The organism is Serratia sp. JSRIV006, assembly GCF_019968685.1.
Taxonomy (GTDB): domain Bacteria; phylum Pseudomonadota; class Gammaproteobacteria; order Enterobacterales; family Enterobacteriaceae; genus Chania; species Chania fonticola_B.
The window spans coordinates 3,893,494-3,913,565 of the sequence record NZ_CP074137.1 but is presented as its reverse complement, the minus strand read 5'-3'; the positions used below and the strand labels follow the sequence as shown (position 1 = coordinate 3,913,565).

Genomic DNA, 20,072 nt, shown 5'->3' with positions numbered 1-20,072 from the left:
CGTGATGGCAGGGAACAGTATTGGGCAGTTTTTCCGCGTCACCACATTTGGTGAATCTCACGGTGTGGCGCTGGGATGTATCGTAGACGGTGTGCCGCCCGGCATTCCGCTGACAGAAGCTGATTTGCAGCACGATCTCGATCGCCGCCGCCCCGGCACTTCGCGCTATACCACCCAACGCCGCGAGCCGGATCAGGTGCGTATCCTCTCCGGGGTATTTGAAGGCGTCACCACTGGCACCAGCATCGGCCTGATGATCGAAAACACCGATCAGCGCTCGCAAGACTACGGCGCGATCAAAGATGTGTTCCGCCCTGGTCATGCTGATTACACTTACGAACAGAAATACGGCGTGCGTGATTATCGCGGCGGTGGCCGTTCTTCGGCGCGTGAAACCGCGATGCGCGTTGCCGCCGGTGCCATCGCCAAAAAATATCTGGCGCAGAAGTTTGGCGTACAGGTGCGCGGCTATCTGGCGCAGATTGGCGATGTGAGTTGCGAGCTGAAAGATTGGGATCAGGTTGAGCAGAACCCGTTCTTCTGCCCGGATCCGGACAAGCTTGAAGCTCTGGACGAACTGATGCGCGCGCTGAAAAAAGAGGGGGACTCCATCGGTGCCAAAGTGACCGTGGTGGCGGAAAACGTCCCGGTAGGGTTGGGCGAGCCGGTGTTCGACCGTCTGGATGCCGACTTGGCGCATGCGCTGATGAGCATCAATGCGGTCAAAGGTGTAGAAATCGGCGACGGTTTTGCCGTGGTCACCAAGCGTGGCAGTGAAAACCGCGATGAAATCACCCCTGAAGGTTTCCAGAGCAACCACGCTGGCGGCATTCTTGGTGGTATCAGCAGCGGCCAGCCGGTGATTGCCCATCTGGCGCTGAAGCCGACCTCCAGCATCATGGTGCCGGGCCGTACGATCAACCGTCAGGGTGAAGCGGTGGAAATGGTCACCCGTGGCCGCCACGATCCGTGCGTCGGGATCCGTGCGGTGCCGATCGCCGAAGCGATGATGGCGATCGTGCTGATGGATCATCTGCTGCGCCAGCGTGCGCAAAACGGTGATGTGATTTCCGACGTACCACGCTGGTAAGGGACTACGATGAAAAAATGGCTGCTGGGTTTCGCTGCGTTGATCGCTTCCAGCTCTGCCTTGGCGTTAACGCCGTGGCAAAAGATTGACCACCCGGTCAGTGGCACTGCGCAGGCCGTTGGCGGTTTCGCCAATGGCTGTATCATCGGGGCGCACCCGTTGCCACTGAATTCACCGGATTATCAGGTGATGCGTACCGACCAACGGCGCTATTTTGGCCATCCTGACCTGCTGGCGTTTATTCAACGCCTGAGCAGCCAGGCCAACCAGAAAGCACTGGGCACGGTGTTGATCGGGGATATGGCCATGCCAGCCGGTGGGCGCTTCAGCAGCGGCCACGCCAGCCACCAATCCGGTTTGGACGTGGACATCTGGTTGCAACTGCCGCGCCAACGCTGGAGCGCTCAGCAACTGTTGAAACCGCAGCCGATCGATCTGGTCTCTGGCGACGGTAAGCAGGTAGTGGATCGCCAGTGGCAGCCGCAGATCGAATCCTTGATCAAGATGGCGGCGCAGGACAGTGAAGTGACGCGGATCTTCGTTAACCCGGCGATCAAACAGCGCCTGTGCCAGGATGCCGGTGCCGATCGCGGTTGGTTGCATAAGGTCCGCCCTTGGTTTGGGCATCGTGCGCATATGCACGTACGCTTGCGTTGCCCGGCGGGGAGCCTGGAGTGTCTGGATCAGGATGCGCCGCCGGTGGGCGATGGCTGTGGTGCCGAGTTGGCCAGCTGGTTCAAACCGCATCAGCCGAATGCCAATCCGGTCAAGAAGGAGCCGCCGCCGCTGCCGCCAACCTGTCAGGCGCTGCTGGATAGCCACTTCGCCAACCGCTGATAGCCTGCTAAAAACGCCTCGAATGGGGCGTTTATTTTTTGAGTTTTAAGGCGTAGTGTGTGCGCAAATAAAAAGTGCGCAAATAAAAAAGTAGGCAGACGACTTATGGATGGGCTGGTGTTAGGTCCCGAATTGCTCGGGATACTGTTTTTGGTAGCAATGTTCGCCGGGTTTATCGATTCGATCGCCGGTGGTGGTGGGCTGTTGACCGTACCGGCTCTGCTGGCCGTTGGCGTTCCTCCCACGCAGGCGCTGGCGACCAATAAATTGCAGTCGGTGGGGGGATCGTTTTCCGCCAGCCTGTACTTTGTCCGCCGTCGCGCTGTCGATCTTAATACCCAGAAGCTGACCATCTTCCTGACGCTGGTGGGGTCGGTGATCGGGGCGATCCTGGTGCAGCATATGCGTGCCGATATACTGCGCCAGATGCTGCCGCTGTTGGTGATCGGTATCGGTGTCTATTTCTTGCTGACGCCACGGCTGGGGGAAAACGATCGTCAGCGTCGGCTGGGGGCGTTACCCTTTGGCCTGGTAGCTGGGGGCTGTGTAGGGTTCTATGACGGTTTCTTCGGGCCAGGAGCTGGTTCGTTCTATGCCTTGGCCTATGTGACGCTGTGCGGTTTTAACCTGGCCAAGGCAACTGCCCACGCCAAGGTACTGAACTTCACCTCCAATCTGGCCAGCCTGGTGCTGTTTATTATTGGCGGCCAAGTGATCTGGAGCATTGGTCTGGTGATGTTGGTTGGGCAGGTGTTCGGAGCCCGTCTTGGGGCGCACATGGTGCTGACCAAGGGCCAGAAGCTGATCCGGCCGATGATCGTGATAGTGTCTCTGATCATGAGCTGCAAATTGCTGTACGACAATCACGGGGCGGAAATCCAGCAATGGTTGGCGTTGCATTTTTAACATTTCAAAGGGGCGGCAAGCCGAGAGATATCGGCTATAATGGCCCCCTTAATTTTGTGGTTATTTGAGTTTTTTTATGCCAAACACACACCAGTATCCGCAACTGATTGAAATCTTTAATCAGTGTTTTAGCGATGAGTTCAATACCCGTCTGGTTAAAGGCGACGATGAGCCTATCTATCTGCCTGCCGATGATGAGCTGCCTTATAACCGCATCGTTTTTGCCCACGGCTACTATGCCAGTGGCATGCATGAAATCTCCCATTGGTGCATCGCCGGTGCCGAACGCCGTAAGCTGGTGGACTTCGGTTATTGGTATTGCCCGGATGGGCGCGATGCCCAGACGCAGAGTGAATTCGAGGCGGTCGAGATTAATCCGCAGGCGCTGGAGTGGATGTTCTGCGTGGCGGCGGGTTTCCCGTTCAACGTCAGCTGCGACAATCTCAGTGGAGACTGCGAGCCGGATCGCATTGGTTTCCAGCGTAAAGTCCGTACTCGGGTGCTGGAATTGCTGGAGCAAGGAATACCCACACGACCTGCGCGCTTTATTCAGGCGCTGCAATCGTTTTACAATACGCCTCCGCTGGCGGCCGAGCATTTTCCCTACCCGGAAGATCTCTGAGGCCAGAGTCTGTTTGTTAACGAGGAAATTTGATGATCGCAGAATTTGAAGCGCGCATTCTGGCGCTGATTGATGACATGGTAGAGCACGCCAGCGATGATGAACTGTTTGCCGGTGGCTACCTGCGCGGTCATCTGACTTTGGCGGTGGCGGAATCGGAAGAACATGCCGAACACAGCGCCGAACAGCTCAAGGTGCGGGTGCAGAGCAGCCTGGACAAGGCCATCAAGGCCGGGGAACTTTCCCCACCGGATCAGGTACTGGTGCTGGGCATGTGGGAAAACCTGTATCAAACAGCGTTGCCGACAGAGTAATTGCTCTAAAGGGGACGGCATCACGCTGGCCCCTCAAGTGAACTATACCTCTCGTCCTTTCAGTAGCTTCCTGACCCACATGCGGTTTGGGTTCAACGCTGCCAACATCTCGCTATCCCCCGGTAAGGGTTCGCCAAACAGCTGAGCCGCTAAAATTTCTGCGGCCAACGGCGCCGAGCACAGGCCGCGTGAGCCCAAGGCTCCGATCATAAACAACCCCGGATACATTGGCGCATCGGCAATGACTTCGCCACGCTGGCGTTGCTGCTGTAAATCGCCATACAGCGCCAGAGTGGCTTGATAGTCTGGCACGGCACCCACCATCGGCATGTGGTCGCGCGTAGCGCTGCGTACGCCACAGCGGGCCTGCTGGCCACTGATATCCACCTCTTGCGGCCAATCCTGTTCTGGCAGACAGCGCAGCAGGCGATCGCGGTTCTCTTCCTGCTCTGCCTGGCTATATTCAGTGCCTGATTCACCACGCTGGTAGCTGGCGCCAATGCAGTGCTGCTGGTTGCCAGGATTCACCGGCGTCAGGTAACCGTCGTAACAAAGCACCTGCTTTAATTCACTTAAGATTGGCGTAGTCGGAATATGTGAAACCTGGCCGCGCACCGCATAGGCCGGTAGAGCGGCGCCAGGTTCCAGTGTAGTGAGTTGGTGCCCGTTCGCCAGGATCACCGTCGCATGTTGGTGAGTTTTTCCCTTAGCAAAATGCAACTGCCAACCTTCATCATGGCGGTTCAAATCGGAAAGCGTATGCAGATAGTGGCAAACCAATCCCTGCCGTTCGGCCAGGGCAATCGCGGCACGCGTCAGGTCGGCAGGGCACAGCCATCCCCCGAGCGAATAGTGGATGCCACCAAATCCCGTATCGATCCCACTCAGTGCGCTAAGCGTAGCGCGGTCGGCCGGATGTGCCAGAGTGTGCGGCCAGGCAACGGCCATGATCTTGGTTATCTTGCCTGCGCTTTTCTCGTCATAGGCCAATTGGCTGACGCCACACCACTGGTGATCGAATTCAACCCGCTGTTGCAGCAAGGCGTCATACTGGCGCCGGGCAAAGGGGAAGGCGGCGCAGAAGAAGTTTTCCAACGCATCGCCCCGGCCATTCAGCAATGGGTACAGCGCCCCCTGTCGATTGCCGGATGCGCCCTCTGCGGGCTGTGCATCGGCGCAATACAAGGTCACCCTGGCCCCACGGCGCAATAAGGCCAACGCGGTGAGCGCACTGGCTACGCCGCCGCCAATAATGGCGACATCGTCGGTATTCTCCGCTGCCGGGCGCAGGAACCACGGGCTTGGATTGACGCTTGCCGGGGTGCCGGCAGGTAGCTGACCGGTGAGCATCTCGCGTTTCTGGCCAAAGCCTTTGCATTTGGTAACCTCAAACCCGGCCTGCTGCAATCCACGGCGGACAAACCCTGCGGCAGTGAAGGTGGCAAAACTGCCGCCTGGGCGGGCAAAACGCGCCATGGTGGCAAACAGCGGTTCGCTCCACATATCGGGGTTTTTGGACGGCGCAAAGCCATCGAGGAACCAGGCGTCAATTTGATCGTTCATGCTGGCGTCAAAGTGCGGCAGCAGGGTATTGACGTCACCGAACCATAAATCGAGCGTGATCTGCCCTTCGGCAAGCAGCAGGCGGTGGCACCCTGGCAGCGGCAAAGGCCACTGGGCGCGAAGCTCATCGGCAAAGGGAGCCAGTTCTGGCCATTGGGCATGGGCTGCCGCCAGATCCTCCAACTGCAACGGGTATTTCTCAAAGCTGATAAAATGCAGACGCTGCAAACTCGCCGCCGGTGTCTCCTGGCGGAAACGGGCAAAGGCCTGCCACAGAGTCAGAAAATTCAGCCCGGTACCGAAGCCGGTTTCAGCCACAATAAACAGTGAGCGAGGGTGATCGCTGAAGCGTTGTGGCAAGCGGTTGCCCCCCAGAAAGACGTAGCGGGTTTCCTCCAGCCCATCCTGGTTGGAAAAATAGACGTCATCAAACTGTTTCGAAACAGGTGTACCTTGTTCATTCCAGCTTAACGCTGCGGTTTGGATGGGGGCATTGCTCACGGTAGGTTGCTCGTAACTCAAGGGATAGCGCGATTTTAACGGGGGTAGCCCCGAGGTGCAAACTGGGTAAAGATAATGCAAAATTATTCTGATCGGACTTGTTCGGCGTACATCTGTACGCTAAAGTGCGTTGCAAAATCCCGAATGTAAATTGTGGAAGAGGTACTTGAATGAAACGTGCAGTGATTACTGGCCTGGGAATCGTCTCCAGCATTGGTAACAACCAGCAGGAGGTCCTGGCAAGTCTGCAGGAAGGCCGCTCTGGGATCACCTTCTCCCAGGAGCTGAAAGATTCCGGCATGCGTAGTCACGTATGGGGTGATGTCAAACTCGACACTACCGGTCTGATTGACCGTAAAGTGATGCGCTTTATGAGCGACGCGTCGGTTTACGCTTATCTCTCCATGGAACAAGCGATTCAAGATTCCGGCCTGGCAGCCGATCAGGTGTCCAACGATCGCACCGGTCTGGTGGTCGGTTCCGGCGGTGGTTCTCCACGTAACCAGGTTGCGGGTTCTGACGGCATGCGCGCCAAAGGCCTGCGTGGCGTTGGTCCCTACATGGTGACCAAGGCGATGGCATCAGGCGTTTCTGCCTGCCTGGCTACCCCATTCAAAATTCGCGGCGTGAACTACTCCATCAGCTCTGCCTGCGCAACGTCAGCACACTGTATCGGCCACGCCGTTGAGCTGATCCAATTGGGCAAACAAGACGTCGTCTTTGCTGGCGGTGGTGAAGAGCTGTGCTGGGAAATGGCCTGCGAATTCGACGCTATGGGCGCGCTGTCTACCAGCTATAACGACACGCCAGAAAAAGCTTCCCGTACCTATGACGCAGCGCGTGACGGTTTCGTTATCGCTGGCGGCGGCGGCATGGTAGTGGTTGAGGAGTTGGAGCACGCTCTGGCTCGCGGCGCACATATCTATGCGGAAATCATCGGTTACGGTGCCACTTCAGACGGTGCCGACATGGTGGCTCCATCGGGCGAAGGCGCGGTGCGTTGCATGAAGATGGCAATGCAGGGCGTTGACACTCCAATCGACTACATGAACGTACACGGCACCTCCACGCCGGTCGGCGACGTGAAAGAGCTGGGTGCGATCCGCGAAGTCTTTGGCGATAACACTCCGGCCATCTCTTCAACCAAAGCCATGACCGGCCACTCACTGGGTGCTGCGGGCGTGCAGGAAGCGATTTATAGCCTGCTGATGGTCGAGCACGGTTTCATTGCGCCAAGCATCAACATCGATAACCTCGATGAGAAGGCGGTAGGAATGAACATCGTGACCGAGCCAACCAAGCGTGAGCTGACCACGGTCATGTCCAACAGCTTCGGCTTCGGCGGTACCAACGCTACGCTGGTAATGCGTAAACTGCAGAAGTAAGCCTAAGGCGTTATATTTTCAAACGGGCACCGTAATAGGTGCCCGTTTTTTTATGCGTTTTTAACGCGATACCTTATATCAGTGAAAATTAAGATTTCTCAGATCAAAAAACTGACAGCAGATAACTTAAACGGCGAGCGTTTTTTCGTTTAATTTAGCCGTGGCCTGACAGGATAATAAATTAACCCGGTTAATTTTTGTCCCAAAAAATAAATAATACCTCAACGAAATTACCATTTCTCCTATACGAATAATCAAACCAGTCATAATGCCCACGCTTTATCTAGCTTTACGATCTCGTTATGGCGAGGCTCCTATACGAACACAAGTTACCGCTCTAATGGCATCGAGAGAGGCCACCAAGGGTAAAACAAGCATTAGCCGAATCAAGGCATTGCTAAGGTAACTTCCCCCTGGGGATACGTTGTATAGTGCTAAACCCAAGACGTGGGGATCGGCTTTTGCTGTCCTGTCTTGTCGCCTCTATGAGACTCCATCTTTCAATCGGGAGTATCTAGAATGTCACATGTTGTATTGCAAGACCTTTATCAAAACGCCAACTTTGAAGACGACGCCATCGCGCGTTATATGAACAAGAAAGTCTCTGTTCTGCATCAGGATCTTTACGTTGGCGAAGCCAGGAAAATATTCGTTAACCAACTTTCCAACGACGATATTCCCGCACAAATCTTTATTGAAGATGGCACCAAACTGGTGGGCGTTCTTTCTGTTAAACGTTTATTGCAGGAAGAACATCATGGCGAGCGTATCAAGGATATGATGGAAACCACCTTCTTCCATGTAAAACCCACGGACGAACGTGAACATATCGCCAAACTGGTGGACAATAATAATTTAGATATTGTGGCGGTGGTCGATAATGGCCGTTTGGTCGGCTGCTTAACCGAGCGCGAAATCGCGCAGATTATCGAGGATGAAAACACCGAGGATGCCCATTTGCAAGGGGCAAGCCTGCCGCTTGATAAGCCTTACCTTGAAATGAGCTCCTTCGAGCTATGGAAAAAACGTAGCGTATGGCTGCTATTGCTGTTCGTCGCCGAGGCTTATACCAGCACGGTTATTCAGCATTTTGAAGAGTCATTGGAAGCGGCGATTGCCCTGGCCTTCTTTATCCCGCTATTGGTGGGTACAGGTGGTAACAGCGGTACGCAAATCACCTCCACCATTGTGCGAGCGATGGCTTTGGGAGAGGTTCGCATGCGCGATTTGGGGCGCGTACTGAGCAAGGAAATGACGACTTCGGTCATGATAGCGTTAACGCTGGCCTGTGCTGGTGCGTTCCGTGGCTGGATGATGGGTATCGGCTATGAGATTACGCTCATTGTGAGCCTGACCCTGGTTTGTATCACGCTGTGGGCCGCGATTGTCTCTTCCGTGATCCCAATGGCACTGAAACGCTTCGGTGTGGATCCTGCCGTAGTCTCCGCCCCGTTTATCACTACGCTGATAGACGGCACCGGCTTGATCATCTACTTCAAAATAGCCCAGTGGACCTTGGGACTAAATTAATCATGGAAACCGGCGAAAGCCGGTTTTTGCTATGATTAACGGGATTTTTTAAGCAGCGTAGTTGACTGAAATCAAAGCATTTCCAGTTTATAGGATCGTTCCGAGGCGGCTTTGTCAGCGGGTGTAAATTCCGTTCCTGTGACGGTTTTCTGCCGATATACTCAGCACGGTTTCTTACTCTGGAATTTTTGCATGTCGGCTTTGGCGTCCATCTCAATATCTATGCACCGGTTGCGCTTCGCCAAGAAGCGGGCTGCAGCATGGCTATTGGCCGTCTGCTGGCTACTGCTCAATAGCCAACTGGCGATCGCCAGCCATCACTGCAACCTGCAACTCACCACCGTTGCGCCAGCCGCGCAGCATACGATGCATATGCAGGCCGCCGATCCGCTAGCCAATGAGATGATGCAGGCCGAAGGGCCGCTGTGTGAAAAGCACTGCGTCCCAGATTCGGCACAGCAAGACCACGGTAGCCTTGCCCTGGCGGCAGTAATACCTGCCAACAGTGAGCTGTTGGTTGCCGATCCTCAGCCCCAGGCGCAGTTCTCCCGCCTCGATTGGCAAACCCCTCCGATAGCAGGCCCGCCGGCAGAGATCGTCTTCTGCCGCTTCCGTGAATAGCTAAACCAACCGCTTTGCCGTCCAGCACGGTGACCTGAGTTGTTTTTGTCTATTCTATGGAGCTATCGTTATGCGTAATCTGATCACTGCCGTTTTCATCTCTCTGATGTTCTCTTCATTCGTCTCCGCTGCGGAGATGCAACATCACCAACATGCCAGCCAAGACGTCGCCGTCTATCACTCTAAAGGGACCGTTAAGGCCTGGGGTGAGCAGAAAGTATCGCTCGCCCACCCAGCCATCCCTGCCTTGAACTGGCCGCCGATGACCATGAATTTCCTTCAGCCACAGCCGCCATTGCCTGCTTTGGCTGCCGGGACTGCGGTGGAGTTTAGCTTCCGTCAGGTTGACGGCGGCTATCAGCTGACCGCCATCCGCGCCAGCCAAGACTAACGGGGGGCACCATGTCCAGACTACTTTCTCACCACTTGCGGGTGGGCTGGCTGCTGCTCGCCTGTTGGACGGCGAGTGCGCAGGCAACCGGCCTGACGTTGGAGCAATCGCTGGCGGCGGCCGAGCGCTATTCCGCCGAGCTCTCGGCCAACCAGCATCAGGTGAATGCGTTGCAAAACATGGCGGATTCGGCGATGGAACTACCCGATCCCAAGCTGAAATTCGGCATTGAAAACGTGCCGGTACAAGGTGGTAACGCCCGACGTTTGACCCGTGAAGGGATGACCATGGAGCGGGTTGGCATCATGCAGGATTACGTCAGCAGTACCAAGCGCCAGCGTAAGGCGGATACCTTGCGTGCCGAGGCCAGTAAAACCGAGGCCAACAGTGCGACAATCCGTGCCCGCTTGCAGCAGCAGACGGCACAGGCCTGGTTGGAACTGGCGTTGAGCCAGCAGACGCTGAAAGATGCCACGGCTTTGCTCAAAGAAAGTGAAAAGCAAATCGCCGCCCAACATGCCGGAGTGGCCAGTGGCAGTTCGCCCGCCGCTAACGTCATCGATGCTCGCTTGACGCTGTTGGCGATGCAGGACCGGCTCAGCGAGGCGCAGCGTGACGTCACCATCGCCCAGGCGCGCTTGACCCAGTTGACCGGGCAGCAGGTTGAGGGGATCGGTGGGCCGTTGCCACGTTTCGAGCGCCTGCCCGCCGAGAGCAACCTGTTGCGACAAGCGATCAAACAGCATCCGGAGGTAGTGCAGGCAAGCCGTGAGGCCGATGTGGCCAAGGCGCGATCGGCACAGTCCGAGGTGGCCGCCATTCCTGACGTGGGCATAGAAGTATCGTATGGCAAACGGGCCGATGGCTATGAGGATATGGCGGGCGTGATGTTTACCGTCGATCTGCCGCTGTTCCGCTCCCAGCGGCAGGATAAGGACTATGCCGCCGACGTTTCCCGTTCGATGGAGGCCAACGATCAGTTGACGTTATTGATCCGCGACCATCAGGCCCAGCTAGATACTCTGTTGGCGCAGTATCAGGCTGCACAGGCGCAATGGCAGCGTCAACAGCAGCAAGCGATCCCACTGCAACAACAGCGCGTGGCGCTGCAACTGGCGCAATACCGCAGTGGCAAAAGCGATCTCTCCTCGGTGTTGGAAGCGCGCCGGGCCTTGCTCGACAGCCGTCTGAGCGCCGGTAAGGCTGCGCGTGAATTGGCGCAGCTGTGGGCAGCCATCCGTTATCTCACCGTGCAGGAGGCAATGTAATGAAAATGCGTTTTAGCCTGACGCTGTTAGCCGCCTTATTGGGCGGTGCTATGGGCGGTTACTGGTTGGCCGGGGAAAGAACTGCGGCGCAACCTGCTAGCGGCGGTGCCGAACGGCAGGTGCTGTATTGGTACGATCCGATGGTGCCAGGCCAGCGTTTTGATAAGCCGGGCAAATCGCCGTTTATGGATATGGAACTGGTGCCACGCTATGCCGATGAACAGCAGGATGACGGTGGTGTCACCATCAGCGCCCGCCAGCAGCAGAATCTGGGCGTCCGTACAGCGGCTGCACAACTGCGTGAATTGAATTTGCAGCTTGATGCCTATGGCAGCGTTGCCACCGATGAGCGCGGTGTGCAGGTGATTGCCGCACGTGCCAACGGTCTGATAGACAAACTCTATGTGCGTGCCAGCCAGCAACAGGTAAAGAAAGGGCAAGCGTTGGCACAGCTATGGATCCCGGACTGGAGTGCTGCACAGCAGGAATACCTGGCGATCCGCAAACTGGGCGATAGCGCACTGACCTCTGCCGCCCGCCAGCGTCTGGCATTGCAGTTTATGCCTGAAGCCATCATTCGCCAGGTTGAACGCAGCGGCCAACCCCAGACCCGCATTACCATTACCGCACCAGAGAGCGGGTTTATCAACAAGCTGGACGCACGGGAAGGGATGCAGGTCACCGCGACGCAGGGCCTGTTTGAGTTGGCCAGTCTCGATCCGGTGTGGATGGTGATTGATTACCCGCAGGCGCAGGCCGGGCTGTTGCAGGTGGGCGATGCGGTAGCAGCCAGCTCCGCCAGTTGGCCGGGTGAACGTTTTACTGGCGAGGTAAGCGAGCTGCTGCCTAACGTCGATCCGCTTACCCGCACCTTTAAAGCGCGTATCGTGCTGAAAAACCCGCAGCAGCGTCTGAAGCCGGGCATGTATTTGCAGGTGCAACTGGCGCAAAACGCCGGGGCCAAGCCGGTGCTGGCTATCCCGCAGGAGGCGCTGATTGGCAGTGGCGATCGCAACCGGGTGCTGGTGGCGGAAGGGAACGGCCACTTTGCTCCGGTTGACGTGGTCGCCGGTCTGGCACAGGACGGCTGGGTAGAAATTAAACAGGGTCTGCAGGCAGGGCAACAGGTGGTGACTTCAGGCCAGTTCCTGATTGATTCCGAAGCCAGCATGCGCAGTGCCTTGCCACAGATGGCCGCGCAGAAGGGGGGAAAACAGTATCAGACGCTTGGCGTAGTCGAGGCGGTGGATAATGATACCGTCACGCTGTCGCACGATCCGGTCGCAGAGTTGCAATGGCCTGCGATGACCATGGATTTCACCTTGCCAGCGGGTGGCTTACCCGCCGGGATTGGCATCGGCAGCAAGGTGATGTTCCACTTTAGCGTGGATGAAAACGGCTCGCACATCAGCCAAATCATGCCGCAAGGAGGCCACCAATGATCGCCTCCGTGATCCGCTGGTCGATACGCAATCGCCTGTTGGTATTACTGGCTTCGATATTGCTGGCCGGGTGGGGCGTATGGGCGTTGCAGAAGGCGCCGCTGGATGCGCTGCCCGATCTCTCTGACGTGCAGGTGATCGTCCGGGCGACCTATCCGGGCAAGGCGCCGCAGGTAATAGAAGATCAGGTGACCTACCCGCTGACCACCACCATGCTAACGGTGCCGGGAGCCAGCACGGTGAGGGGCTTCTCCATGTTCGGCGATGCCTATGTCTACATTCTGTTTGCAGACGGTACCGATCCTTACTGGGCGCGTTCGCGGGTGTTGGAGTCACTCAGCCAGGTCCAGTCCTCTCTGCCGCCACAGGTTAAAGTGGCGCTGGGCCCGGATGCAACCGGCGTTGGCTGGGTCTATGAGTATGCGCTGGTCGATCGTACTGGTAAACACAGCCTGGCGGATTTACGCGCCTTGCAGGACTGGACGCTCAAGTTTGAGCTGAAAACCGTGCCTAACGTGGCGGAAGTGGCCAGCGTTGGCGGCATGGTGCGGCAATATCAGGTGATATTAAATCCGCAAAGTATGCGGGCGCTGAACATTACCCATCAGCAGGTGGTGAGCGCCATTCAGGATGCCAACCAGGAAGGCGGCGGTGCGCTGCTGGAAATGGGGGAGGCTGAGTATATGGTGCGTACCTCCGGCTACCTGAAAAAACTCGCCGACTTTAATAACGTGGTGATCACTGCGCGCGACGGTGTGCCGATCCTGCTGTCGCAGGTGGCAGAGCTACGTGAGGGGCCGGAAATCCGCCGTGGCGTGGCGGAGCTCAACGGTGAAGGTGAAGTGGCTGGCGGCATTGTGGTAATGCGCTACGGTAAGAATGCGCTGGAAACCATTAATGCGCTGAAGGCCAAGCTGCAACAGCTTCAGCACACCCTGCCGCCGGGCGTGGAGATCGTGCCGGTTTATGACCGATCGCAACTGATCGAGCACGCGATCGATACGCTGTCATTCAAGCTGTTGGAAGAGTTCCTGGTGGTCGCGGTGGTGTGCGCCTTGTTCCTGTCCCACTTCCGTTCGGCGCTGGTGGCGATGGTGACTCTGCCGCTGGGGATCCTGGGCGCCTTTGTGGTGATGCACTATCAAGGCGTTAACGCCAACATCATGTCGTTGGGAGGGATCGCCATTGCCATCGGCGCGATGGTGGATGCGGCGATCGTGATGATCGAAAACATGCACAAGGTGCTGGAGCAGTGGCGGCAACGTCATCCCGGCCAGCAGCCCACCTCAAAAGATTACTGGCACATCTCAGAGCAGGCGGCGGTTGAGGTTGGCCCTGCGCTGTTCTGTAGTCTGTTGATCATCACCCTGTCGTTTATCCCGGTGTTTTCGCTACAGGCACAGGAAGGGCGGATGTTTGCGCCGCTGGCGTTCACCAAGACCTATGCGATGGCGGTATCCGCGGGGTTGGGCATCACGCTGGTACCGGTGCTGATGGGCTATTTTATCCGGGGCCGTATTCCGGACGAACATGCCAATCCGATCAATCGTTGGTTGATCCGCATGTATCAGCCGTTGCTGGCGGCGGTGCTGGCACGGCCTAAAACCACCCTGGGGATTTCCGCTCTGCTGTTGCTGCTGACCTTATTCCCACTCAGCCGTCTGGGCAGCGAGTTTATGCCACCGTTGGACGAAGGGGATCTGCTGTATATGCCTTCGACGCTGCCAGGGATCTCTGCCCGTGAAGCGGCACGGCTTCTGCAACTGACCGACCGCTTGATCAAAACCGTACCGGAAGTGGACACGGTCTTTGGCAAGGCCGGGCGGGCGGAGACGGCAACCGATCCGGCCCCGTTGACCATGCTGGAAACCACCATTCGCTTTAAGCCCCGCGACCAGTGGCGGCCCGGCATGACGATGGACAAACTGGTGGCCGAACTGGACAGCGTGGTCAAGGTGCCCGGCATTGCCAACGTCTGGGTGCCGCCGATCCGTAACCGTCTGGATATGCTGGCGACCGGCATCAAAAGCCCGGTAGGCATCAAGGTCAACGGCAGCAATATTGCCGATATCGAGCTGGCGGCCAGCCAGATTGAGCAGGTGGTGAAGCAGGTTCCGGGTGTGACTTCCGTGCTGGCGGAGCGCCTGGCCGGAGGGCGCTATGTGGATATTGATATCGATCGCCAGCGTGCGGCGCGTTACGGTGTTTCGGTGAAAGAGCTGCAATCAGTGGTTGCCACGTTGGTGGGAGGGGAAAACATCGCTGAAACCATTGAAGGGCGCGCGCGTTATCCGATCAACGTCCGTTATCCAAGGGAGATCCGTGATTCGCTGCAAAAGCTGCGTGAATTACCGGTGGTGACGGCGACCGGTGGGCAAGTACCTTTGGCAGAACTGGCGGATATTCGCATCACCGAAGGGCCACCGATGCTGAAAAGCGAGAATGCCCGGCTTTCCGATTGGATCTATGTCGATCTGCGCGGGCGCGATTTGAAATCGGCGGTGGAGGAGATGCAACAGGTGGTGGCGCAGCAGGTGAAGCTGCCCGCCGGGGTTTCCCTCAGTTGGTCCGGGCAGTTTGAGTATCTGGAACGCGCCAGCGCCCAGTTGAAGATTGTGCTGCCGGTGACGCTGGCGATCATCTTTGTGTTGCTGTTTGTCACCTTCAACAGCGTGAGCGATGCGCTGCTGATCATGGCGACGCTGCCGTTTGCGCTGATAGGTGGGGTCTGGCTGTTGTATCTGCTCGATTACAACCTGTCGGTGGCGGGGGCGGTGGGCTTTATTGCCCTTGCCGGGGTAGCGGCAGAGTTTGGCGTGATTATGGTGCTGTACCTTAATCAGGCGCTGGCGAAACATCGTCAACCGGGCCAGCCGTTGAGTCATCAGCAACTGATGGCGGCAATTAGCGAGGGGGCGGTGTTGCGCGTCAGACCCAAGGTGATGACGGTGGCGACCATTATGGCCGGTTTACTGCCGATTATGTGGGGCGGTGGTGCTGGCTCAGAGGTGATGCAGCGGATTGCCGCACCGATGATTGGCGGTATGGTGAGTGCGCCATTGCTATCGATGCTGGTGATCCCGGCGGTGTATTCGCTGCTGCACAGAAAGGATGAAAAACCTGGTGAGAAAGTAGAGTAAATTCACCGATAACGAGCGTAAATCCCCCCTGCTGGGGGGATTTCACAGGGTTACTGCACTAAAAATGCCTTAAACTGCGGCGTCATCACTGCGTTGAATCCGTTATCGGTTTTGCTGATCAGATACACCGCCAATCCTTTCTCTTCGGCCAGTTTCAGCGCTTTTTCCGTACCCAGCACCATCAACCCGGTATCCCAACCGTCGGCCTCCAACGCCGTAGGGGCAATCACCGTAACGGAAACCAGCTTATGGGTGATAGGCCGCCCGGTGACGGGATCGATCACGTGGGAATAGCGCTGGCCATCCTGCTCGAAGTAGTTACGGTAACTCCCCGCAGTGCTGATGCCGTAGCCTTGCAAATCCACCAGCGCCTGCACCGCATTTTCGCGGTCGGTGGGCTTTTGGATTGCTACCCGCCAAGGCTTGTTCTGGCCATTCACGCCGCGTGATGAAACGGCTCCGCCCACCGATACCAGATAGTTGGTGATGCCTTTGCGCGCCATCAACTGGACCAACTGATCCACGCCGTAACCTTCGCCTAGCGTGGAGAGATCGACATACATCTCAGGCAGATCTTTTTGCAGCCATTCACCCCGGCTGTCGCTCAGCAGTTTCAGATGCTGCAAACCAATATGCTGACGGGCTGCATCGATTTGCTGCTGGCTGGGGACTTTGACGGCCCGCTTATCCGGGCCGAAACCCCACAGGTTGACCAACGGGCCGACGGTGATATCCATCGCGTCCCCGGTATCACGGCCAATGCGCTGAGCGGTGAGGATGATATCGGCCATTCCACGGGGGATGGGCTGCGGATCGGCAGAGGTGCTCTGGTTGAAGCGGGATAACACCGAATCGGGGCGGTAAGTGGAAATATCGTCGTTGGCCTGCTCCAGCAGCGCATCGATCTCCTGCTGCAATTGTTGCTTGCTCTCGGTGACAGTGCCGCTGACCTTTACGCTATAGAACGTCCCCATGGTTTTGCCTTCGATGTCGATCTGGGGGCGGGTGTTGGCATCGTTACAGGCGGCTAGCAGCATCAGCGCCGCGCTGAGCAGCAGCCTTTTGGCAATGGAATTGGCCATAGAAAATCCTAAAAGCAGGGAAAGACGACGGGTATAAAACAAAATACGATAAATGGAAAGGGCAACGTGCTTTTTTACTGGCGTAATTCAAGAGCTTCGGCTAACGTCGTTTTCCAGCCTTAGCTTGAAAAATAAGAGTAAATCCATGAGTTCAAATGCGGTGACCAGTTTGTTGAGGCCATTTTTGCATGACCGCTTCCTGCATGCGTTGCTGCTGATGGGAATGTTGTTGTACGCCATTGGGCCACAGTCGCTGAGTGTACTCTCTGGCTTTATCGATTGGCGCACCATCATGACTCTGCTGGGGTTGATGCTGCTGACCAAAGGCGTTGAGGTGAGCGGTTATTTCGATTTTATCGGCCGCCAGATCGTGAACACCCTGCAAAGTGAACGCTCACTGGCTCTGTTTCTGGTGTGTGCCGCTGCGGTGCTGTCGTCGTTCCTCACCAACGATGTGGCGCTGTTTATCGTGATCCCGTTGACCATTACGCTGAAAAAGCTCTCTTCACTGCCGATAGGCCGCCTGATCATCTTCCAGGCACTGGCGGTTAACGCCGGGTCGTTGCTGACGCCGATTGGCAATCCGCAGAACATTTTGCTGTGGAGCAAGTCTTCGCTGACCTTTATGGAGTTTATCGGGCGCATGGCACCGTTCGGCATTATCATGATGCTGAGCCTGCTGGTGGTCACCTGGTTCAGTTTCCCGGCGCGGAAAATTGTCAAAGCCCCGAACACCCAACCTTATCCTTATCAAATGCGCCTGTTGCTGGCCAGTGTCGCGCTGTATGTGGCCTTTCTGATCTGCCTGGATTTGGACGTGCCGTTGTATGGCATGTTACTGGTGTTTGCCGGTTTTCTGCTGTTGGCTCGCCAGGTGCTGTTGCAGATTGACTGGAGCCTGATCTTTGTATTTCTCGCCATGTTTATCAATATTGGCTTGCTGACCCAACTGCCGGCGGTGCAACCGCTGTTTGACCAGATTGCCTCGCTGGCGGATGGTAGCGTGTATGCGTTGGGGATCGCTTTATCTCAAGTGATCAGCAACGTTCCGGCGACCATTTTGTTGCTGAACTATGTGCCGTCCAGCGCCTTGGTGGCCTATGCGGTAAACGCCGGGGGATTTGGCCTGGCGATCGGATCGCTGGCGAACCTGATCGCCCTGCGGATGGCGGGAGAACGTCAGATCTGGCTGCAGTTCCATTACTATTCGATACCGTTCCTGGCCTGGGCTACGTTAGTGGGTTGGCTGCTACTGGGTTAATTTGACTCAAGCACTTTGTCATCACTCTTAATGCATTGGAGTTCTATTATGAGCATCTCTTCATTGGTATTGGCCTATCCCCCGGCTACGGCGGCACAAAGCCTGGATTATCTGGCGGCAAAGCTCGCCTTCTACGCCGACTCGGCGGATGTGGCGGAAGATTTGCGCAATGGCGTCAACGAGATTGTGGTGATCGATACCCGTGCCAGTGCGTTGTACGCCGCCGGGCACATTCCTGGTGCGGTGAGCTTTCCCCATCGTTTAATGGATGAAAGCAGCACCTCATCTCTCGATCGCGACAAGGTCTATGTCACCTACTGCGACGGTATCGGCTGTAACGGTTCCACCCAGGGGGCATACAAGTTGGCCAAGCTTGGCTTTCGGGTCAAAGAGCTGATTGGCGGGCTGGATTTCTGGCTACGCGATGGCCATCCGGTGGCCATCGGTGTTGAGCTGGGTACGATGCAGGGGCGGGATAAAGCACCGGAGTGCGGCTGTTAAAACAGCGCCCACAGTACCAATATCAATACGATAACGCCGACAACCAGCGCCAGAGGCTTACTGAACATCGACTGTAAAGGCTGCGGCAGGGCGGCGATTAGTGGGTTAAGCAATGGCTGTGGCTGTTGGACGTCACTGTGTAATGACGGAGCGTGGCCAGCCTTGTCCAGACGGCGGGTAAACAGCTGCTGGATCACGTCGTTTAACTGTGCGTGGGTCAGCGGCGTATTCAGGTTGCCGTTAAAGCGGCTCTGGCAATAGTCATTGAGCTGTTGCTGCTCTTGCTGGTCTGCTGGCTGTTTCAATACCGCCAGCAGGTTTTGCAGCGTCGGCGCCGTTTGCGGGCTGAGCGCCAATTTCACCTGCATAAACTGACTGAGCAGTTGGAAGTGGCGTGCGGGCAACGGATCGTTGATTTTTACCCCGACCAGATCGAACAGTGCCTGCCAGAGTTTGGCCGTTGTCTCACCGGTGGCCGCGCTAAGCTTGGTGACCTGCAACTGCAAGTGCTGATGTTCCGCAGGCAGCAGCGAACGATCGCTGGTGGCCGTTTGTTGCGGGTGAGGGATTGTCAGTTCGCCGGTTTGCAGCAGGTTCAACACTTGCTGGAGCTGTGGATGGCTCAACTGGCTTAACACCGTATGGCCAAACTGCTGGCGGATAAAGTCGCTGACCGCCTGGCGGTTATTGCCTTGTGGCAACAGTTCGGTGAGCTGTTGCAGCAGTTGGCGGCTGGCATGGCTCTGTTGTGCCACGCCAAGGCGGTTTTGCAGTAGCTGCTCCGCCGGTTGGAAATGGCGCGCCAACAGTTCGCTGTGGTTATCCGCCCCTAATTCATGACGCAGCGTGGCCCAGATCTCGGCGGATTTGGCCGGGCTGAGGGCCATGATCTTGACGATCAGTTTTTCCAACTGGGTGCGTTGGGCTGGGGAGAGCGGTTGATCGTCGGCAGGAGGGATTTTGCCAGCGGTTGGAGGGTGATCGGCTGCGCCAGGAGCGCCAGGTCCACTTAACGGTTGCATATCACCAGTCCTTCGCAGTGTATAAAGTCGACATACCCGGCGAAAAGCACAGGCTTAATCGCTTATGATACCTGTAATTTCGTGCCATCAATACCGCCGCCAGACATTTCTTTACAGGCCAATCGTTGCTTATCCTGTTTGCGCCGCTAAGATAGGCGCAGATACGGCATTGAGGGCGTGATGATAAATCGGCAGCGGATTGCAAAATGGTTTTTAACCCTGGCTTGCCTGGTGGTACTGACGTGCCTCACCCAGCGCATGGCGGGCTTGCATACCTTGCAACTGGCCCTTGGCCTGCCCTCTGTCAGCGTCAGCCAATCCGTGGCCAGCGGTGATGAAGAGGCCACCACCACGACCCCCTGTGAGCTGAGTGCCAAATCGTTGTTGGCCTCCCCACCGGTGATGTTTGAAAACGTGCTGTTTGGCTTGGGGATGTTACTGGTCCTGTTGACCCCGATCATCGCTCCACGCTTGTCGTTCCCTCCTGTACGCGTTATTTCCCCCACCACCCTCAGGGTGCATCTGCGATTATGCGTGTTCCGTGAATGAGTTAATCCCTCGCCAAACCGAGTGACTAATTTATTTATGGAGAACAA

The 20,072-nt window shown here is 56.7% G+C and carries 18 protein-coding genes and 1 riboswitch; of the genes, 15 read left to right on the top strand and 3 right to left on the bottom strand.

Translation table 11 applies throughout. The features are described from left to right. The first annotated feature begins 4 nt into the window (after nt 1-4). The 5 genes from aroC (at nt 5) to KGP16_RS18070 (ending at nt 3,769) form a co-directional block, all read left to right on the top strand. The gene (aroC, locus tag KGP16_RS18090; RefSeq protein ID WP_021806057.1) at nt 5-1,090 is read left to right on the top strand and encodes a chorismate synthase; all 1,086 of its coding nucleotides are present in this window, start codon (nt 5-7) and stop codon (nt 1,088-1,090) included. Nucleotides 1,091-1,099: 9 nt separating this feature from the next. Then, nucleotides 1,100-1,927, top strand: a complete 828-nt coding sequence (gene mepA, locus KGP16_RS18085; protein WP_021806056.1) for a penicillin-insensitive murein endopeptidase — start codon at nt 1,100-1,102, stop codon at nt 1,925-1,927. Between the two features lie 105 nt (nt 1,928-2,032). Beyond that, complete coding sequence (locus tag KGP16_RS18080) at nt 2,033-2,833, top strand: sulfite exporter TauE/SafE family protein (protein ID WP_021806055.1); 801 nt, start codon at nt 2,033-2,035, stop codon at nt 2,831-2,833. Nucleotides 2,834-2,909: 76 nt separating this feature from the next. After that, nucleotides 2,910-3,455: an elongation factor P hydroxylase gene (locus tag KGP16_RS18075; RefSeq protein WP_021806054.1), complete on the top strand. Its 546-nt coding sequence runs from the start codon at nt 2,910-2,912 to the stop codon at nt 3,453-3,455. 32 nt (nt 3,456-3,487) lie between these two features. After that, nucleotides 3,488-3,769: a YfcL family protein gene (locus KGP16_RS18070; protein ID WP_021806053.1), complete on the top strand. Its 282-nt coding sequence runs from the start codon at nt 3,488-3,490 to the stop codon at nt 3,767-3,769. A 42-nt stretch (nt 3,770-3,811) separates the two neighbouring features. Here the strand turns inward: KGP16_RS18070 and mnmC are convergent, their stop codons facing one another. Continuing rightward, nucleotides 3,812-5,833, bottom strand: coding sequence for a bifunctional tRNA (5-methylaminomethyl-2-thiouridine)(34)-methyltransferase MnmD/FAD-dependent 5-carboxymethylaminomethyl-2-thiouridine(34) oxidoreductase MnmC (gene mnmC, locus KGP16_RS18065; RefSeq protein WP_223500112.1), 2,022 nt, complete (start codon nt 5,831-5,833; stop codon nt 3,812-3,814). 170 nt (nt 5,834-6,003) lie between these two features. Between mnmC and fabB the strand changes: the two genes are divergently transcribed. The 7 genes from fabB (at nt 6,004) to KGP16_RS18030 (ending at nt 15,610) form a co-directional block, all read left to right on the top strand. Then, the gene (gene fabB / locus KGP16_RS18060) at nt 6,004-7,218 is read left to right on the top strand and encodes a beta-ketoacyl-ACP synthase I (RefSeq protein ID WP_021178607.1); all 1,215 of its coding nucleotides are present in this window, start codon (nt 6,004-6,006) and stop codon (nt 7,216-7,218) included. A gap of 289 nt (nt 7,219-7,507) precedes the next feature. Next, a riboswitch (M-box (ykoK) riboswitch) is annotated at nt 7,508-7,678 on the top strand. Nucleotides 7,679-7,737: 59 nt separating this feature from the next. Continuing rightward, nucleotides 7,738-8,748 carry a magnesium transporter gene (locus tag KGP16_RS18055; protein WP_021178606.1) on the top strand — a complete coding sequence of 337 codons (1,011 nt, stop codon included), beginning with the start codon at nt 7,738-7,740 and terminating at the stop codon, nt 8,746-8,748. A gap of 192 nt (nt 8,749-8,940) precedes the next feature. Beyond that, nucleotides 8,941-9,369 carry a hypothetical protein gene (locus tag KGP16_RS18050; protein ID WP_223500111.1) on the top strand — a complete coding sequence of 143 codons (429 nt, stop codon included), beginning with the start codon at nt 8,941-8,943 and terminating at the stop codon, nt 9,367-9,369. A gap of 70 nt (nt 9,370-9,439) precedes the next feature. Further along, on the top strand, nt 9,440-9,760 hold the full coding sequence (locus tag KGP16_RS18045) for a copper-binding protein (RefSeq protein WP_021806049.1): 321 nt from the start codon (nt 9,440-9,442) through the stop codon (nt 9,758-9,760). A gap of 11 nt (nt 9,761-9,771) precedes the next feature. Continuing rightward, on the top strand, nt 9,772-11,028 hold the full coding sequence (locus KGP16_RS18040; protein ID WP_223500110.1) for a TolC family protein: 1,257 nt from the start codon (nt 9,772-9,774) through the stop codon (nt 11,026-11,028). Then, nucleotides 11,028-12,470 carry an efflux RND transporter periplasmic adaptor subunit gene (locus tag KGP16_RS18035; RefSeq protein WP_223500109.1) on the top strand — a complete coding sequence of 481 codons (1,443 nt, stop codon included), beginning with the start codon at nt 11,028-11,030 and terminating at the stop codon, nt 12,468-12,470. Before KGP16_RS18040 ends, KGP16_RS18035 begins: the two co-directional genes overlap by 1 nt. Continuing rightward, the gene (locus tag KGP16_RS18030) at nt 12,467-15,610 is read left to right on the top strand and encodes an efflux RND transporter permease subunit (protein ID WP_223500108.1); all 3,144 of its coding nucleotides are present in this window, start codon (nt 12,467-12,469) and stop codon (nt 15,608-15,610) included. The genes KGP16_RS18035 and KGP16_RS18030 overlap by 4 nt, the downstream gene beginning before the upstream one ends. Nucleotides 15,611-15,660: 50 nt before the next feature. Here the strand turns inward: KGP16_RS18030 and apbE are convergent, their stop codons facing one another. Then, nucleotides 15,661-16,692, bottom strand: coding sequence for an FAD:protein FMN transferase ApbE (apbE, locus tag KGP16_RS18025; RefSeq protein WP_223500107.1), 1,032 nt, complete (start codon nt 16,690-16,692; stop codon nt 15,661-15,663). A 145-nt stretch (nt 16,693-16,837) separates the two neighbouring features. On the opposite strand from apbE, the gene KGP16_RS18020 reads away from it, so the two are divergent. Both KGP16_RS18020 and KGP16_RS18015 read left to right on the top strand, forming a co-directional pair. Beyond that, the gene (locus tag KGP16_RS18020; RefSeq protein ID WP_179251737.1) at nt 16,838-17,953 is read left to right on the top strand and encodes an SLC13 family permease; all 1,116 of its coding nucleotides are present in this window, start codon (nt 16,838-16,840) and stop codon (nt 17,951-17,953) included. 48 nt (nt 17,954-18,001) lie between these two features. Further along, complete coding sequence (locus KGP16_RS18015) at nt 18,002-18,454, top strand: rhodanese-like domain-containing protein (RefSeq protein WP_021806043.1); 453 nt, start codon at nt 18,002-18,004, stop codon at nt 18,452-18,454. Here the strand turns inward: KGP16_RS18015 and flk are convergent. Then, on the bottom strand, nt 18,451-19,476 hold the full coding sequence (gene flk / locus KGP16_RS18010; protein WP_115158230.1) for a flagella biosynthesis regulator Flk: 1,026 nt from the start codon (nt 19,474-19,476) through the stop codon (nt 18,451-18,453). The genes KGP16_RS18015 and flk overlap by 4 nt on opposite strands. A 180-nt stretch (nt 19,477-19,656) precedes the next feature. On the opposite strand from flk, the gene KGP16_RS18005 reads away from it, so the two are divergent. Then, complete coding sequence (locus tag KGP16_RS18005) at nt 19,657-20,025, top strand: copper resistance protein (RefSeq protein ID WP_166733032.1); 369 nt, start codon at nt 19,657-19,659, stop codon at nt 20,023-20,025. Nucleotides 20,026-20,072: the final 47 nt, after the last annotated feature.

Excerpts from the sequence above, each read along its gene's own strand:
- KGP16_RS18055 (WP_021178606.1), top strand. The coding sequence starts at position 7,738 with ATGTCACATGTTGTATTGCAAGACCTTTATCAAAACGCCAACTTTGAA.
- KGP16_RS18020 (WP_179251737.1), top strand. The coding sequence starts at position 16,838 with ATGAGTTCAAATGCGGTGACCAGTTTGTTGAGGCCATTTTTGCATGAC.
- KGP16_RS18035 (WP_223500109.1), top strand. The coding sequence starts at position 11,028 with ATGAAAATGCGTTTTAGCCTGACGCTGTTAGCCGCCTTATTGGGCGGT.
- KGP16_RS18040 (WP_223500110.1), top strand. The coding sequence starts at position 9,772 with ATGTCCAGACTACTTTCTCACCACTTGCGGGTGGGCTGGCTGCTGCTC.
- KGP16_RS18050 (WP_223500111.1), top strand. The coding sequence starts at position 8,941 with ATGTCGGCTTTGGCGTCCATCTCAATATCTATGCACCGGTTGCGCTTC.
- apbE (WP_223500107.1), bottom strand. The coding sequence starts at position 16,692 with ATGGCCAATTCCATTGCCAAAAGGCTGCTGCTCAGCGCGGCGCTGATG.
- fabB (WP_021178607.1), top strand. The coding sequence starts at position 6,004 with ATGAAACGTGCAGTGATTACTGGCCTGGGAATCGTCTCCAGCATTGGT.
- KGP16_RS18015 (WP_021806043.1), top strand. The coding sequence starts at position 18,002 with ATGAGCATCTCTTCATTGGTATTGGCCTATCCCCCGGCTACGGCGGCA.
- KGP16_RS18080 (WP_021806055.1), top strand. The coding sequence starts at position 2,033 with ATGGATGGGCTGGTGTTAGGTCCCGAATTGCTCGGGATACTGTTTTTG.
- KGP16_RS18005 (WP_166733032.1), top strand. The coding sequence starts at position 19,657 with ATGATAAATCGGCAGCGGATTGCAAAATGGTTTTTAACCCTGGCTTGC.
- aroC (WP_021806057.1), top strand. The coding sequence starts at position 5 with ATGGCAGGGAACAGTATTGGGCAGTTTTTCCGCGTCACCACATTTGGT.
- KGP16_RS18075 (WP_021806054.1), top strand. The coding sequence starts at position 2,910 with ATGCCAAACACACACCAGTATCCGCAACTGATTGAAATCTTTAATCAG.
- KGP16_RS18030 (WP_223500108.1), top strand. The coding sequence starts at position 12,467 with ATGATCGCCTCCGTGATCCGCTGGTCGATACGCAATCGCCTGTTGGTA.
- KGP16_RS18070 (WP_021806053.1), top strand. The coding sequence starts at position 3,488 with ATGATCGCAGAATTTGAAGCGCGCATTCTGGCGCTGATTGATGACATG.
- mepA (WP_021806056.1), top strand. The coding sequence starts at position 1,100 with ATGAAAAAATGGCTGCTGGGTTTCGCTGCGTTGATCGCTTCCAGCTCT.
- KGP16_RS18045 (WP_021806049.1), top strand. The coding sequence starts at position 9,440 with ATGCGTAATCTGATCACTGCCGTTTTCATCTCTCTGATGTTCTCTTCA.
- flk (WP_115158230.1), bottom strand. The coding sequence starts at position 19,476 with ATGCAACCGTTAAGTGGACCTGGCGCTCCTGGCGCAGCCGATCACCCT.